We start from the raw sequence: 12,037 nt of genomic DNA on the forward strand, positions 1-12,037 counted from the left end.
AAGAACAGTACGAAACCGTCCTTCTGGCCAAAGCATCAGGATGCGCTGGCTTCAGCAGCCTTGGGAGCTACCAGGACCTTGATGGACCCACCAGCTTTCTCAATAGCTGCCACTGCAGAAGCAGAAGCACCAGACACTTCGAACGTGACAGCGCGGGTCAGTTCGCCTTCAGCCAGAATGCGCACACCGGCATATTTGCCCGTGCCGATCAGACCAGCGTTCTTCAGCGTTTCTTCCGTCACAGCCGCGCCAGCTTCAAGCTTGCCTTCAGCAAAGGCTTTTTCAATGGTACCGAGGTTAATCGGAGCATAGACCTTGCGGAAGATGTTCTTAAAGCCGCGTTTCGGCAGACGACGATAGATCGGCAGCTGACCACCTTCAAAGCCGTTCAGGGACACGCCTTCACGTGCTTTCTGCCCCTTCACACCTCTACCGGAGGTCTTGCCTTTGCCAGAACCGATACCACGACCGAGACGCTTTTTGCGATAACGAGAGCCTTCGTTATCACGCAGTTCGTTCAGATTCATATCAATCCTCCACCTTCACAAGGTGGGCCACCTTACGGACCATACCGCGGGTTGAGGGGGTGTCTTCCAACACCCGCTCACGACCGATCTTGTTCAGGCCGAGACCCACAAGGGTCTCTTTCTGACCAGGCTTGCGGCCGTTGCCGGACGCAATCTGGGTGACTTTAAAGGTTTTCGCCTCAGACATCTGCAGCCTCCACAGCCGAAGCAGCCTGGTCGCGCTTGCCGAAGATTTCAGCAACCTTCTTACCGCGACGGTTGGCGACAGAACGCGGGCTTGCACACCGTTCCAGCGCAGAGAACGTCGCCTTCACCATGTTATGCGGGTTACGGGTCCCGAGGGACTTAGCAACCACGTCATTAATGCCCAGGCTTTCGAAGACAGCGCGCATCGGGCCGCCAGCGATGATCCCCGTCCCTGCTTCAGCAGAGCGCAGGATTACTTTACCAGCACCGAAGTGACCAGCCACATCGTGATGCAGCGTACGGCCTTCCTTCATCGGCACGCGGATCATGCCACGTTTGGCACGTTCCGTTGCCTTGCGGATGGCTTCCGGCACTTCACGGGCTTTACCAGCACCATAGCCAACGCGGCCTTTCTGATCGCCAACGACAACCAGAGCAGCGAAAGCAAAACGCCGACCACCCTTAACAACCTTAGCAACGCGGTTGATGGTTACCAGCTTATCAACCAGTTCATCGCCTTCGCGTTCACGATCACGGCCGCCTCGACCGCCTTCTCTTGGTTCACGAGCCATTACGTGATCCTTTCCTCAGAAGGAGAGACCGCCCTCGCGGGCAGCCTCCGCCAGGGCTTTCACGCGCCCATGATAAAGATACGACCCCCTGTCGAAAACAACCTGGGAGACGCCTGCAGCCACAGCACGCTGCGCAACAAGTTTACCGACAGCGCCAGCGCTATCCTTGTTGGCACCGCTCTTCAGAGACGGACGAAGTTCTTTATCCAGGCTGGAAGCGGCAGCAAGGGTGCAGCCACGCACATCGTCAATGACCTGTGCATAGATGTTCTTGCCAGACCGGAAGACCGACAGACGCGGACGACCACCAGCCTTGCGACGGAGCTGAAAACGCAGGCGAGCACGCCGACGGTTCCGCAGTTCCTGCTGAGTGCTCATTATTTCTTCTTGCCTTCCTTGCGACGAATGGTTTCCGTCTCATAACGCACACCTTTGCCTTTATAGGGCTCAGGCTTACGAAAACTGCGAATATCAAGAGCAACCTGACCAACGCGCTGCTTGTCGATACCTTCGACAAGAATAGCTGTCGGACGCGGCGTGGAGATCTTGATACCCTGCGGGATCGGATAAACCACGTCGTGAGAATAGCCCAGGTTCATCACAAGATTAGAACCCTGCACTGCAGCACGGTAACCAGTACCGTTAATCTCAAGAGCTTTTGAGAACCCTTCAGATACGCCTTTGATTGCTGTTGCAATCAGTGCGCGGGTTGTACCCCACATCATACGAGCCTGCGCTGCTGTCCCAATCGGACGCACCGCGACTTTCCCGTCTGAAATTTCCGCCTCAATGTGAGAGGAAAGCGGCAACGCGAGTTCGCCCAGCTTCCCTTTCGCCTTGAACACACCGTCTGCAATCGAGACAGTCACCCCGGCGGGAACGTCAACGGGATATTTGCCTACACGTGACATTTATCCCTCCTCAGAACACGCGACAGAGGACTTCGCCGCCAACATTGGCAGCGCGAGCCTCGACATCAGACAGAACGCCACGCGGTGTGGACAGGATCGAAACCCCGAGACCAGCACGCACCCGCGGCAATTCTTTAATCTTGGAATACACACGGCGACCCGGACGGGACACGCGATGAACTTCCTTAATAACCGGCTCGCCTTCGGAATACTTCAGCTCGATATGAAGCTGAGTAATCCCTTTGCGAATTTCTTCGTGTGAATAGCCACGGATGTAGCCTTCACGCTGCAGGGCATCAAGAACATTCGCACGCAGCTTGGAAGCCGGTGACACACAGGACACGTGACGTGCACGCTGTGCGTTACGAATACGGGTGAGCATATCACCCAGCGGATCAGAAAGTGACATTGTGCGCCCTTACCAGCTAGCTTTGACCAGGCCCGGGATCTGCCCGTTTGAAGCCAGATCACGCAGTGCGATACGGCACAACTCAAACTTGCGGTAGTTACCGCGAGAGCGCCCCGTAAGTTTGCAACGGAGACGCACGCGAACGCGTGAACCATTCCGCGGCAGTTCAGCCAGCTTTAAAGACGCATCAAACCGATCTTCTACAGGAAGCGAGCGGTCCATAACGATGTTTTTCAGCGCCGCACGCTTTTCCTTGTCGCGCGCAGCCATGCGTGTCCGCTTGGCATTACGCGTGATGGCAGAAGTCTTAGCCATATATTTTTATCCTCCGGAACCCTTCGAAAACCTTCGACGGTTTTCCAAGACAACAACACCTGGAGACAGGTAACCTATTTCACTCAGGCAGCAAAGGGCAGATCGAATGCTTTAAGAAGCGCCTTAGCTTCAGCATCCGTCTTTGCACTGGTCACGAACACCACGTCCATCCCACGAACTTCGTCTACTTTATCGTAGTCGATTTCCGGGAACACGAGCTGCTCTTTCAGACCGAGAGCAAAGTTACCGCGTCCGTCAAATCCCTTGTTGGCCGGCAGACCACGGAAATCGCGAATGCGGGGCATTGCGATCGTGACCAGACGGTCAAGGAATTCATACATCTGCGCACGACGCAGCGTAACTTTACAACCAATCGGCAGACCTTCACGGATTTTAAAGCCCGCGATTGCTTTTTTAGCAACAGTCTTGACCGGCTTCTGACCTGCAATCAGCGTCATTTCAGCAAAAGCAGCGTCCAGTTTCTTCTGGTCGCCTGCAGCTTCACCAACGCCCATGTTCAGGACAATTTTTTCCAGCCGAGGAACCTGCATGATGTTTTTGTAACCAAACTGCTCGCGCAGCTTGGCACGCAGTTCGGCTTCATAACGTTCCTGCATACGAGGAACGGAACGAACGCCCTTAGACTCACTCATTCTCGCCCCCTCAGCCTTCAATCACTTCGCCGGTTGCTTTCGCAACACGAACTTTCCGTCCGTCTTCAAGAACACGGAACCCAACGCGGGTCGGCTTCTTGGAGGCCGGATCGATCAGTTTCAGATTAGACAGGTGAATCGGGGCTTCACGCGTGATGATGCCGCCTTCTTCACCCATGCGCGTTGCTTTCTGGTGGCGCTTAATCATTGCAACACCACGCACAATCGCACGATTTTCAGCCGGGCGGACGGAAAGAACTTCACCCTGGGTTCCTTTGGAGGAACCGCTGATGACAACAACCGTATCGCCTTTTTTAATGCGAGCAGCCATTTATAGAACCTCCGGCGCCAGAGAGATAATTTTCATGAACTTGCGCGCACGCAGTTCACGAACAACCGGGCCGAAGATACGGGTGCCGATCGGCTCCTGCTGCTTGTTAATCAGCACAGCAGCATTCTTATCAAAACGGATAGCGCTCCCGTCGGGGCGACGAACCGGATAAGAGGTACGCACGATAACAGCTTGGTGTACGTCGCCTTTTTTCACCTTCCCGCGAGGGATGGCTTCCTTGACAGACACGACGATCACGTCGCCGACCGAGGCGGATTTCCGTTTGGAACCGCCCAGCACCTTGATGCACTGCACCTGACGCGCACCAGAATTGTCGGCCACGTCGAGGTTGGTCTCGGGATGGATCATGATCTAGATATCCTTACCTTACGCCGACACGCCAGCGGAGGACGCATCAACAACCTCACCGTTGCGTGCCACCACGGCCCACGTCTTGCGCCGGGAAATCGGTGTGCATTCGATGATGCGCACGGTATCGCCCACTTTGCAGACATTCTCTTCATCATGCGCTGCATATTTCTTAGAGCGACGGATGAACTTCTTATACAGCGGATGCATGACGCGACGATCGACAAGAACCGTTACGGTCTTGTCCATCTTGTCGCTGGTCACACGTCCGGTAAGGACGCGCCTTGGCATCGTCCAACTCCCTTCAGGAAATGGCAGCAGATGTTTTCGCACCTGCCGCAGACTTCTCAGTATTCTGCGCGACGATCGTTTTGATGCGCGCAATTTCACGACGGACCACACGAATGCGGCTCTGGCCTTCGTTCTGCCCGGTTGCCTGCTGGAACCGGAGATTGAGCTGCTCACGCTTCAGTTCAAGCAGAATCGTGTTCAGTTCATCGGCCGTTTTGGCACGCAGGTCAGCGGGCTTTGTTGCCTTCGCCATCTCACGCATCTCCAATTCGGGTCACAAATTTCGTCTTAATCGGCAGCTTTGCTGCACCGAGAGCCAGCGCTTCACGCGCGATCTCGGGCGGCACGCCTTCGATTTCAAACAAAATGCGACCGGGTTTCACACGGGCCACCCAGTATTCGGGAGATCCCTTGCCCGACCCCATACGCACTTCTGCAGGCTTTGTCGAGACCGGAAGGTCAGGGAAAATACGAATCCACACGCGACCTGCACGTTTCATCGCCCTGGTGATAGCCCGACGAGAGGCTTCAATCTGCCGCGCGGTGATACGTTCGGGCTGAAGAGCCTTCAGACCAAACGTACCGAAGTTGAGCGTCGTACCGCTTTTGGCCAGGCCGTGAATACGACCTTTGTGAGCCTTACGGAATTTAGTTCGCTTCGGAGAGAGCATTGTCTTCTATCCTTCGCCTCAGCGCTGAGGGGCCTGCTCGGCCGCCCGGCGGTCCTGAGCCAGTGGGTCATGGGCCAGGATCTCACCTTTGAAGATCCACACCTTCACACCGCAAGCGCCATACGTGGTCTGTGCAGTAGCCGTCCCGTAATCAATATCAGCACGGAGCGTGTGCAGCGGCACACGACCTTCACGATACCATTCGATACGAGCGATTTCTGCGCCACCCAGACGACCGGAACAGTTGATCCGGATCCCCTGTGCGCCCAGACGCATAGCGGACTGCACGGCGCGCTTCATGGCGCGACGGAAAGCCACACGACGTTCGAGCTGCTGAGCAATGTTGTCAGCGACCAGAGTTGCGTCGATTTCCGGCTTGCGGATTTCAACAATGTTGAGAGCCACTTCCGTACCGGCCATTTTGGTCAGCTCTTTGCGCAGAGCATCGATGTCCTGACCTTTTTTACCGATCACAACGCCCGGACGAGCCGCATAGATGGTCACGCGCGGCTTTTTAGCCGGGCGTTCGATCACAACGCGGGACACGCCAGCACCAGACAGCTTGCGACGCAGGAAAGCGCGCAGCTTCAGGTCTTCGTGCAGCAGACGAGAATAGTCGGAGTCAGCGTACCAACGGCTATCCCAGGTGCGATTGATTCCGAGCCGCAGCCCGATTGGATTGACTTTATGTCCCATACGTCAGGCCGCCTTCTGCTCAGGAGAAGCTGCTTCGGGCTCCGGAGCCCGTTCGGCAACAACAATCTTCAGATGGCTGAAGAACTTTTCCACACGGGCGGAACGACCACGGCCACGCGCATGGAAGCGACGCATGACAATAGACTTTCCGACCTCAGCCGTCTTCACAACCAGCTGGTCAACGTCCAACTGATGATTGTTCTCGGCATTAGCGATCGCGCTTTCCAGGGTCTTTTTGACTTCCTGGGCAATGCGACGCTTGGAGAACGTCAAGGTTGCGACAGCCTGAGACGCAGGCTTGTTGCGGATAAGACCCGCAACAAGGTTCAACTTGCGGGGACTAACCCGGATGTTGCGCGTAATCGCCTGCGCTTCTGTTTCCGCGAGCGTGCGCGGATGCTTCGGCTTGCTCATCTTAGCCCCGCTTCGACTTCTTGTCGGCCCCATGCCCGTGGAATGTACGGGTGGGAGAAAATTCGCCGAACTTGTGTCCGACCATATTCTCCGTCACCTGCACGGGCAGGAACTTCTGACCATTATAAACACCGAACGTCAAACCAACGAACTGCGGAAGGATCGTAGAACGACGTGACCAGATCTTGATCACTTCATTACGACCCGACGCGCGGGACGTTTCAGCTTTGCTCAGCAGATACCCGTCGACGAACGGGCCTTTCCAGACGGAACGTGCCATCTTCTATTGCCCCTTACTTGCCGGTCTTCCGACGACGGATAATCAGACTGTCCGTACGCTTGTTGACCCGAGTTTTGTAACCTTTGGTAGGCTTGCCCCACGGCGTAACCGGATGACGGCCACCAGAGGTGCGGCCTTCACCACCACCATGCGGATGGTCGACCGGGTTCATCACAACGCCGCGGTTATGCGGACGACGACCCAGCCAGCGCGCACGGCCAGCCTTACCCATGTGCTGGTTCATGTTGTCCGGGTTGGAGACAGCCCCAACCGTTGCCATGCATTCACCGCGCACAACACGCAGCTCACCAGACTGCAGCTTGATCTGTGCATAGCCGGCATCTTTACCAACCAGCTGTGCATACGTCCCGGCAGAGCGGGCCAGCTTGCCACCGGCACCCTGCTTCAGTTCGATGTTATGCACGATCGTGCCAACCGGAATGGATGCCAGCGGCATCGCGTTACCCGGCTTGATGTCAACGCGCGTGCCAGCGATGACATTGTCACCAACTTTCAGACGCTGCGGTGCCAGGATGTAAGCCAGCTCACCGTCTTCATACTTCACCAGCGCGATGAAGGCGGTACGGTTGGGGTCATATTCCAGACGCTCAACCGTGCCCAGCACGTCAAATTTACGACGCTTGAAGTCGACATAACGGTAAGACTGCTTGTGCCCGCCGCCACGGAAACGAGACGTGGTGCGACCGTTATTGTTACGACCGCCCGTCTTGTTTTTGCCTTCCGTCAGCTGCTTGACCGGCTTGCCCTTCCAGAGGTCGGAACGATCGATCAGAACCGTACCACGAAGGCTCGGCGTGACGGGATTAAAGTGCTTCAGTGCCATTTGTTCCTACCCCACGTCACGCCAGTTTGGCGGTAAGGTCGATGGACTGACCTTCCGCAAGCTGGACGAACGCCTTCTTGATATCAGAACGCTGCCCCAGACGCCCTTTGAAGCGCTTGGTCTTGCCCTTCTGGACAAGCGTGTTAACGCCAACAACTTTGACGCCGAACAGTGTTTCCACAGCCACTTTGATTTCAGGCTTGGTTGCAGAGATCGCAACCTTAAAAGCAACCTGATTTTTCTCTGAAAGCGCAGTTGCTTTCTCGGTGATCAGCGGAGAACGAACAATGTCGTACATCGCTTCCCGAGAAAGACGCTCGGCTTTCTTGCGCAGAGCAAGAATGTTCGTCATGCCAGGCGCTCCTTCAGACCCTCGAGGCCAGCCTGGGTAATTGCCAGGACCTCGTGATTAAGAATGTCATAAACGTTGGCACCGATTGTCGGCAGGACATCAATGCGCGGCAGGTTGCTTGCAGCGCGCAGAAAGCCTTCATCAACAGCGGCGTCAACAATCAGGGCAGACGTCCAGCCAAGCGTTTTCAGCTTTGCAGCCAGTTCGCTCGTGCGTGCCACGCCAGAAGCAGACTGAAGAACAACAAGCTTGCCTTCTTTTGCCTTCTGGGACAGCGCAGAAATCAGACCCAGACGACGCACCTTCTTAGGAAGGTCGTAGCCATGATCACGCACAACCGGACCATGGACAGCACCACCGGTACGATACTGCGGCGCACGGAGAGAACCCTGACGGGCGCTACCGGTGCCTTTCTGGCGGTACGGCTTTTTGGTCGTGCCGGACACTTCGCCCATGCCTTTGACCTTATGCGTACCTGCGCGGCGTTTAGCCAGCTGCCAGTGTACAACACGCGCCATGATGTCATTGCGCGGTGCTACGGAGAACAGCGCCTCGGGGAGCGTTGCAGAACCTGCGGTGCCGTTATCAAGCGTTTTGATTTCGATTTCCATGACCTCAGCCCTCCGCCGTCACGAGAGCGGCCGGGTAAGGCGCATCGACATGGCGGGCTTTTTTAATCGCATCACGGACCAGAACGACACCGTTTTTAGCTCCGGGAACGGAACCACGGATCATGATCAGGTTCTTTTCCGGATCGATCGCAGCAATTTCAAGATTCAGCGTGGTAATACGCTCATCGCCAAGGTGACCAGCCATCTTCTTGTTCTTGAAGGTCTTGCCGGGATCCTGACGGTTACCGGTAGAACCATGTGAACGGTGAGAGATGGATACGCCGTGGGAGGCTTCCAGACCGGCAAAGTTCCAGCGCTTCATGGCGCCTGCGAACCCTTTACCTTTGCTGGTGCCTGTCACGTCGACTTTCTGCCCCACAACAAAGTGAGCAGCGGACAGAGAAGCACCGATATCCAGCGTAGCATCGTCAGCCACACGGAATTCAGCCAGCTTCTTCTTCGGCTCTACCTTTGTGCGGGCAAAATGGCCGCGGTTCGGCTTAGAGACATTTTTTACCTTGGCTTTGCCCATACCCAGCTGAACGGCTGTGTAGCCATCCCGCTCCTGGGTGCGGACATCAACCACCTGCACGGAATCCACATGCAGGACGGTAACGGGCACATGTGTGCCATCTTCCTTGAACAGTCGGGACATGCCCAACTTTTTTGCGATCAATCCGGTGCGCATCGTCTGGACCTTAAAGTTTGATCTCGACATCCACGCCAGCGGCGAGGTCGAGTTTCATGAGAGCGTCCACGGTCTGCGGAGTCGGCTCGACAATATCGAGCAGGCGGCGGTGAGTCCGAATTTCGAACTGTTCGCGGCTTTTCTTATCCACGTGGGGAGAACGGTTCACTGTAAACCGCTCGATATGCGTCGGCAGCGGGATAGGACCCCGAACCCGCGCACCCGTACGCTTCGCCGTATTGACGATCTCTTTCGTGCTGTTATCGAGAACACGATGATCGTACGCCTTCAGGCGAATGCGGATGTTCTGGTTGTCCATTGTTTCTTAGTCCAACACTTTACTGGTCCGGGGTAACCCGGCCGCCAAGTAAGACCCCGGCCGAAGACTCAGCCGGGGCCATCCAGTCCTAGGCTTCTAACCGATTACTCGGTGATAGAAGCAACCACGCCGGCACCAACGGTGCGGCCACCTTCGCGAATAGCGAAACGCAGGCCTTCATCCATGGCGATCGGAGCGATCAGTTCAACATCCATGGCGCAGTTATCGCCAGGCATGACCATTTCCGTGCCTTCCGGCAGGTGAACAACGCCGGTGACGTCGGTCGTGCGGAAATAGAACTGCGGACGATAGTTGGTGAAGAACGGCGTGTGACGGCCACCTTCATCCTTCGTCAGGATGTAAGCTTCAGCTTTGAACTTCTTATGCGGGGTGATGGAACCCGGCTTAGCCAGAACCTGGCCACGCTCAACGTCTTCACGCTTCGTGCCACGCACCAGCGCACCGATGTTGTCACCAGCTTCACCACGATCGAGCAGCTTGCGGAACATTTCAACGCCCGTAACGGTCGTCTTAACGGTGTCCTTCAGGCCGACGATTTCAACTTCGTCACCCACGTTCACAACGCCACGTTCGACACGGCCCGTCACCACGGTGCCACGACCGGAGATGGAGAACACGTCTTCGATCGGCATCAGGAACGGACGGTCAACCGGACGTTCCGGCTGCGGGATGTAGGAGTCAACCGCATCCATCAGATCCTTAACGCGGTTTTCACCAACTTCCGGATCACCATCTTCCAGAGTTACCAGAGCGGAACCCTTGATGATGGGGATATCGTCGCCGGGGAACTGATAAGAAGACAGAAGTTCACGAACCTCCATTTCAACCAGCTCGAGCAGTTCCGGATCATCAACCTGATCAACTTTGTTCAGGAAGACAACCAGGGCCGGCACACCGACCTGACGAGCCAGCAGGATGTGCTCACGGGTCTGCGGCATCGGGCCATCAGCTGCGGAAACCACGAGGATAGCGCCGTCCATCTGCGCTGCACCCGTGATCATGTTCTTCACGTAGTCAGCATGTCCGGGGCAGTCGACGTGTGCGTAGTGACGCTTTGCGGTTTCATATTCCACGTGAGCCGTGGAGATGGTGATACCACGAGCGCGCTCTTCCGGAGCGGCGTCGATCTGGTCGTATGCTTTAAAGTCAGCACCACCGGATTTTGCCAGCGTCTTCGTGATAGCAGCCGTCAGAGACGTCTTGCCATGGTCAACGTGGCCGATGGTGCCGATGTTGCAGTGCGGTTTATTCCGCTCAAATTTAGCCTTAGCCATTTCTCTACTCCATACCCCGAAAACTTATCGGGATGCAGTTTTTAATAAGTCCGCCCCCACTCCACAAGGAGTGAATGCCACACCTAAAAGATTACCAGCGATAGTGGCTGAATGCCTTGTTGGCTTCGGCCATACGATGGGTATCTTCACGCTTCTTTACAGCAGCGCCACGGTTGTTCACAGCATCCATCAGCTCGTTGGACAACCGGTCCTGCATGGTGTTCTCGCCCCGTTTGCGGGAAGCGTCGATCACCCAGCGGATGGCCAGCGCCTGACGACGCTCAGTGCGAACTTCAACAGGCACCTGATAGGTCGCACCACCAACGCGGCGAGAGCGAACTTCTACTGCAGGCTTAACGTTATCCAGAGCATTGTGGAACAATGCGACCGGATCTGCAGAAGCTCCACTCCGGCGAACCATCGCCTCGAGAGCTCCATAAACAATCCTCTCCGCAGTGGATTTTTTGCCATCATACATCAGAGCGTTCATGAAACGCGTAATGACAATATCTCCGAACTTCGGATCAGGAAGAATCTCACGCTTAACAGCGCGGTGACGGCGGCTCATACCTTAACTTCCTCTTACTTCGGACGCTTCGCGCCGTAGAGCGAACGCCGCTGACGACGCTTAGCAATACCCTGGGTATCCAGGACACCGCGAAGGATGTGATAACGCACACCCGGAAGATCCTTTACACGACCCCCACGGATAAGCACGACGCTATGTTCCTGAAGGTTGTGGCCTTCACCCGGAATATAACTCACCACCTCATAGCCGTTCGTCAGACGCACCTTTGCAACTTTACGCAGTGCGGAGTTCGGCTTTTTAGGCGTCGTCGTATAAACACGGGTGCAAACACCACGTTTCTGGGGGCAACTCTGCAGCGCGGGCACTTTGTTGCGCTTGACTGCAGGCTTGCGCCCCTTGGCAATGAGCTGGTTGATGGTCGGCATGCGCCTTTCCCGATCCTTACACAGTTCGGCCGGCTAACCTTTTTATCGGCTGCCGACTGTCATTTGAAAAACCCACCAGGCAACAACACCCGTGTGGGGCTATCTAGGCATCCGGCTCTAACTTCCCAGAGAAAGCCAACCGCATGCTTACACAAGAATTACGAATTTACCTCCGCTCCGGCACGGGAGCAGAAGCTGAGGGCTGCTAACTACCTCTCCCCCCCCCTTAAGTCAAGCGGGGTACGCGATTCTCGACCGCGAAAAGAAGAAAGAAGCCCTCACATAAAAAGAAAGGGACCAGAGCATAGCCCTGATCCCTCCTTTTCTAACGTCTTAATGGCGCCTGCTG

24 protein-coding genes are annotated in these 12,037 nt (G+C 55.9%); all 24 read right to left on the bottom strand.

The features are described from left to right. Positions 1-35: 35 nt before the first annotated feature. On the bottom strand, positions 36-527 hold the full coding sequence (gene rplO / locus AD930_RS16515; protein ID WP_043552267.1) for a 50S ribosomal protein L15: 492 nt from the start codon (positions 525-527) through the stop codon (positions 36-38). Position 528: 1 nt separating this feature from the next. Next, complete coding sequence (gene rpmD / locus AD930_RS16520; RefSeq protein ID WP_043552264.1) at positions 529-714, bottom strand: 50S ribosomal protein L30; 186 nt, start codon at positions 712-714, stop codon at positions 529-531. Further along, entirely contained in the window at positions 707-1,285 is a 579-nt protein-coding gene (gene rpsE, locus AD930_RS16525) for a 30S ribosomal protein S5 (RefSeq protein ID WP_061490106.1), read from the bottom strand. The genes rpmD and rpsE overlap by 8 nt, the downstream gene beginning before the upstream one ends. A gap of 15 nt (positions 1,286-1,300) precedes the next feature. Further along, a complete protein-coding gene (gene rplR / locus AD930_RS16530; protein WP_043552261.1) occupies positions 1,301-1,663 on the bottom strand; it encodes a 50S ribosomal protein L18 in 363 nt (120 codons plus the stop codon). Further along, on the bottom strand, positions 1,663-2,196 hold the full coding sequence (rplF, locus tag AD930_RS16535; protein ID WP_043552259.1) for a 50S ribosomal protein L6: 534 nt from the start codon (positions 2,194-2,196) through the stop codon (positions 1,663-1,665). The genes rplR and rplF overlap by 1 nt, the downstream gene beginning before the upstream one ends. A gap of 10 nt (positions 2,197-2,206) precedes the next feature. Further along, entirely contained in the window at positions 2,207-2,605 is a 399-nt protein-coding gene (gene rpsH, locus AD930_RS16540; RefSeq protein WP_043552257.1) for a 30S ribosomal protein S8, read from the bottom strand. A gap of 9 nt (positions 2,606-2,614) precedes the next feature. Beyond that, entirely contained in the window at positions 2,615-2,920 is a 306-nt protein-coding gene (gene rpsN / locus AD930_RS16545; RefSeq protein ID WP_025826462.1) for a 30S ribosomal protein S14, read from the bottom strand. Positions 2,921-3,003: 83 nt separating this feature from the next. Beyond that, complete coding sequence (rplE, locus tag AD930_RS16550; RefSeq protein WP_043552255.1) at positions 3,004-3,573, bottom strand: 50S ribosomal protein L5; 570 nt, start codon at positions 3,571-3,573, stop codon at positions 3,004-3,006. Between the two features lie 10 nt (positions 3,574-3,583). Next, positions 3,584-3,904, bottom strand: a complete 321-nt coding sequence (gene rplX, locus AD930_RS16555) for a 50S ribosomal protein L24 (protein ID WP_043552253.1) — start codon at positions 3,902-3,904, stop codon at positions 3,584-3,586. After that, positions 3,905-4,273: a 50S ribosomal protein L14 gene (gene rplN, locus AD930_RS16560; protein ID WP_006557767.1), complete on the bottom strand. Its 369-nt coding sequence runs from the start codon at positions 4,271-4,273 to the stop codon at positions 3,905-3,907. It lies immediately after the preceding gene. A gap of 18 nt (positions 4,274-4,291) precedes the next feature. Then, positions 4,292-4,564 (bottom strand): 30S ribosomal protein S17, encoded by a 273-nt coding sequence (gene rpsQ / locus AD930_RS16565; RefSeq protein ID WP_043552251.1) that lies wholly within the window; start codon positions 4,562-4,564, stop codon positions 4,292-4,294. Positions 4,565-4,577: 13 nt separating this feature from the next. Then, the gene (gene rpmC / locus AD930_RS16570) at positions 4,578-4,817 is read right to left on the bottom strand and encodes a 50S ribosomal protein L29 (RefSeq protein WP_043552249.1); all 240 of its coding nucleotides are present in this window, start codon (positions 4,815-4,817) and stop codon (positions 4,578-4,580) included. A gap of 1 nt (position 4,818) precedes the next feature. Beyond that, positions 4,819-5,235, bottom strand: a complete 417-nt coding sequence (gene rplP / locus AD930_RS16575) for a 50S ribosomal protein L16 (RefSeq protein WP_025826454.1) — start codon at positions 5,233-5,235, stop codon at positions 4,819-4,821. Positions 5,236-5,253: 18 nt separating this feature from the next. After that, complete coding sequence (rpsC, locus tag AD930_RS16580) at positions 5,254-5,931, bottom strand: 30S ribosomal protein S3 (protein ID WP_043552247.1); 678 nt, start codon at positions 5,929-5,931, stop codon at positions 5,254-5,256. A gap of 3 nt (positions 5,932-5,934) precedes the next feature. After that, positions 5,935-6,345, bottom strand: coding sequence for a 50S ribosomal protein L22 (gene rplV / locus AD930_RS16585; RefSeq protein ID WP_043552246.1), 411 nt, complete (start codon positions 6,343-6,345; stop codon positions 5,935-5,937). 1 nt (position 6,346) lies between these two features. Next, positions 6,347-6,625, bottom strand: a complete 279-nt coding sequence (gene rpsS, locus AD930_RS16590) for a 30S ribosomal protein S19 (protein WP_025826448.1) — start codon at positions 6,623-6,625, stop codon at positions 6,347-6,349. 13 nt (positions 6,626-6,638) lie between these two features. Beyond that, positions 6,639-7,469, bottom strand: a complete 831-nt coding sequence (gene rplB / locus AD930_RS16595; protein ID WP_043552244.1) for a 50S ribosomal protein L2 — start codon at positions 7,467-7,469, stop codon at positions 6,639-6,641. A 16-nt stretch (positions 7,470-7,485) separates the two neighbouring features. Further along, positions 7,486-7,821: a 50S ribosomal protein L23 gene (locus AD930_RS16600; protein WP_043552242.1), complete on the bottom strand. Its 336-nt coding sequence runs from the start codon at positions 7,819-7,821 to the stop codon at positions 7,486-7,488. Next, positions 7,818-8,432: a 50S ribosomal protein L4 gene (rplD, locus tag AD930_RS16605; RefSeq protein WP_043552241.1), complete on the bottom strand. Its 615-nt coding sequence runs from the start codon at positions 8,430-8,432 to the stop codon at positions 7,818-7,820. Before rplD ends, AD930_RS16600 begins: the two co-directional genes overlap by 4 nt. Before the next feature lie 4 nt (positions 8,433-8,436). Next, positions 8,437-9,120 carry a 50S ribosomal protein L3 gene (rplC, locus tag AD930_RS16610; protein WP_043552239.1) on the bottom strand — a complete coding sequence of 228 codons (684 nt, stop codon included), beginning with the start codon at positions 9,118-9,120 and terminating at the stop codon, positions 8,437-8,439. 10 nt (positions 9,121-9,130) lie between these two features. Continuing rightward, the gene (gene rpsJ, locus AD930_RS16615) at positions 9,131-9,439 is read right to left on the bottom strand and encodes a 30S ribosomal protein S10 (RefSeq protein ID WP_007282720.1); all 309 of its coding nucleotides are present in this window, start codon (positions 9,437-9,439) and stop codon (positions 9,131-9,133) included. A gap of 104 nt (positions 9,440-9,543) precedes the next feature. Next, positions 9,544-10,734 (bottom strand): elongation factor Tu, encoded by a 1,191-nt coding sequence (gene tuf, locus AD930_RS16620; RefSeq protein ID WP_043552236.1) that lies wholly within the window; start codon positions 10,732-10,734, stop codon positions 9,544-9,546. 91 nt (positions 10,735-10,825) lie between these two features. Then, positions 10,826-11,302: a 30S ribosomal protein S7 gene (rpsG, locus tag AD930_RS16625; protein ID WP_043552235.1), complete on the bottom strand. Its 477-nt coding sequence runs from the start codon at positions 11,300-11,302 to the stop codon at positions 10,826-10,828. Positions 11,303-11,316: 14 nt separating this feature from the next. Then, positions 11,317-11,688: a 30S ribosomal protein S12 gene (gene rpsL, locus AD930_RS16630; protein ID WP_025826436.1), complete on the bottom strand. Its 372-nt coding sequence runs from the start codon at positions 11,686-11,688 to the stop codon at positions 11,317-11,319. Between the last annotated feature and the right edge of the window lie 349 nt (positions 11,689-12,037).

Source organism: Acetobacter malorum (assembly GCF_001580615.1).
GTDB classification, from domain to species: domain Bacteria; phylum Pseudomonadota; class Alphaproteobacteria; order Acetobacterales; family Acetobacteraceae; genus Acetobacter; species Acetobacter malorum.

What these genes read in the sequence shown, in the direction of transcription:
- rplO (WP_043552267.1), bottom strand. Translation starts at nt 527, where the DNA reads ATGAATCTGAACGAACTGCGTGATAACGAAGGCTCTCGTTATCGCAAA.
- rpmD (WP_043552264.1), bottom strand. Translation starts at nt 714, where the DNA reads ATGTCTGAGGCGAAAACCTTTAAAGTCACCCAGATTGCGTCCGGCAAC.
- rpsE (WP_061490106.1), bottom strand. Translation starts at nt 1,285, where the DNA reads ATGGCTCGTGAACCAAGAGAAGGCGGTCGAGGCGGCCGTGATCGTGAA.
- rplR (WP_043552261.1), bottom strand. Translation starts at nt 1,663, where the DNA reads ATGAGCACTCAGCAGGAACTGCGGAACCGTCGGCGTGCTCGCCTGCGT.
- rplF (WP_043552259.1), bottom strand. Translation starts at nt 2,196, where the DNA reads ATGTCACGTGTAGGCAAATATCCCGTTGACGTTCCCGCCGGGGTGACT.
- rpsH (WP_043552257.1), bottom strand. Translation starts at nt 2,605, where the DNA reads ATGTCACTTTCTGATCCGCTGGGTGATATGCTCACCCGTATTCGTAAC.
- rpsN (WP_025826462.1), bottom strand. Translation starts at nt 2,920, where the DNA reads ATGGCTAAGACTTCTGCCATCACGCGTAATGCCAAGCGGACACGCATG.
- rplE (WP_043552255.1), bottom strand. Translation starts at nt 3,573, where the DNA reads ATGAGTGAGTCTAAGGGCGTTCGTTCCGTTCCTCGTATGCAGGAACGT.
- rplX (WP_043552253.1), bottom strand. Translation starts at nt 3,904, where the DNA reads ATGGCTGCTCGCATTAAAAAAGGCGATACGGTTGTTGTCATCAGCGGT.
- rplN (WP_006557767.1), bottom strand. Translation starts at nt 4,273, where the DNA reads ATGATCCATCCCGAGACCAACCTCGACGTGGCCGACAATTCTGGTGCG.
- rpsQ (WP_043552251.1), bottom strand. Translation starts at nt 4,564, where the DNA reads ATGCCAAGGCGCGTCCTTACCGGACGTGTGACCAGCGACAAGATGGAC.
- rpmC (WP_043552249.1), bottom strand. Translation starts at nt 4,817, where the DNA reads ATGGCGAAGGCAACAAAGCCCGCTGACCTGCGTGCCAAAACGGCCGAT.
- rplP (WP_025826454.1), bottom strand. Translation starts at nt 5,235, where the DNA reads ATGCTCTCTCCGAAGCGAACTAAATTCCGTAAGGCTCACAAAGGTCGT.
- rpsC (WP_043552247.1), bottom strand. Translation starts at nt 5,931, where the DNA reads ATGGGACATAAAGTCAATCCAATCGGGCTGCGGCTCGGAATCAATCGC.
- rplV (WP_043552246.1), bottom strand. Translation starts at nt 6,345, where the DNA reads ATGAGCAAGCCGAAGCATCCGCGCACGCTCGCGGAAACAGAAGCGCAG.
- rpsS (WP_025826448.1), bottom strand. Translation starts at nt 6,625, where the DNA reads ATGGCACGTTCCGTCTGGAAAGGCCCGTTCGTCGACGGGTATCTGCTG.
- rplB (WP_043552244.1), bottom strand. Translation starts at nt 7,469, where the DNA reads ATGGCACTGAAGCACTTTAATCCCGTCACGCCGAGCCTTCGTGGTACG.
- AD930_RS16600 (WP_043552242.1), bottom strand. Translation starts at nt 7,821, where the DNA reads ATGACGAACATTCTTGCTCTGCGCAAGAAAGCCGAGCGTCTTTCTCGG.
- rplD (WP_043552241.1), bottom strand. Translation starts at nt 8,432, where the DNA reads ATGGAAATCGAAATCAAAACGCTTGATAACGGCACCGCAGGTTCTGCA.
- rplC (WP_043552239.1), bottom strand. Translation starts at nt 9,120, where the DNA reads ATGCGCACCGGATTGATCGCAAAAAAGTTGGGCATGTCCCGACTGTTC.
- rpsJ (WP_007282720.1), bottom strand. Translation starts at nt 9,439, where the DNA reads ATGGACAACCAGAACATCCGCATTCGCCTGAAGGCGTACGATCATCGT.
- tuf (WP_043552236.1), bottom strand. Translation starts at nt 10,734, where the DNA reads ATGGCTAAGGCTAAATTTGAGCGGAATAAACCGCACTGCAACATCGGC.
- rpsG (WP_043552235.1), bottom strand. Translation starts at nt 11,302, where the DNA reads ATGAGCCGCCGTCACCGCGCTGTTAAGCGTGAGATTCTTCCTGATCCG.
- rpsL (WP_025826436.1), bottom strand. Translation starts at nt 11,688, where the DNA reads ATGCCGACCATCAACCAGCTCATTGCCAAGGGGCGCAAGCCTGCAGTC.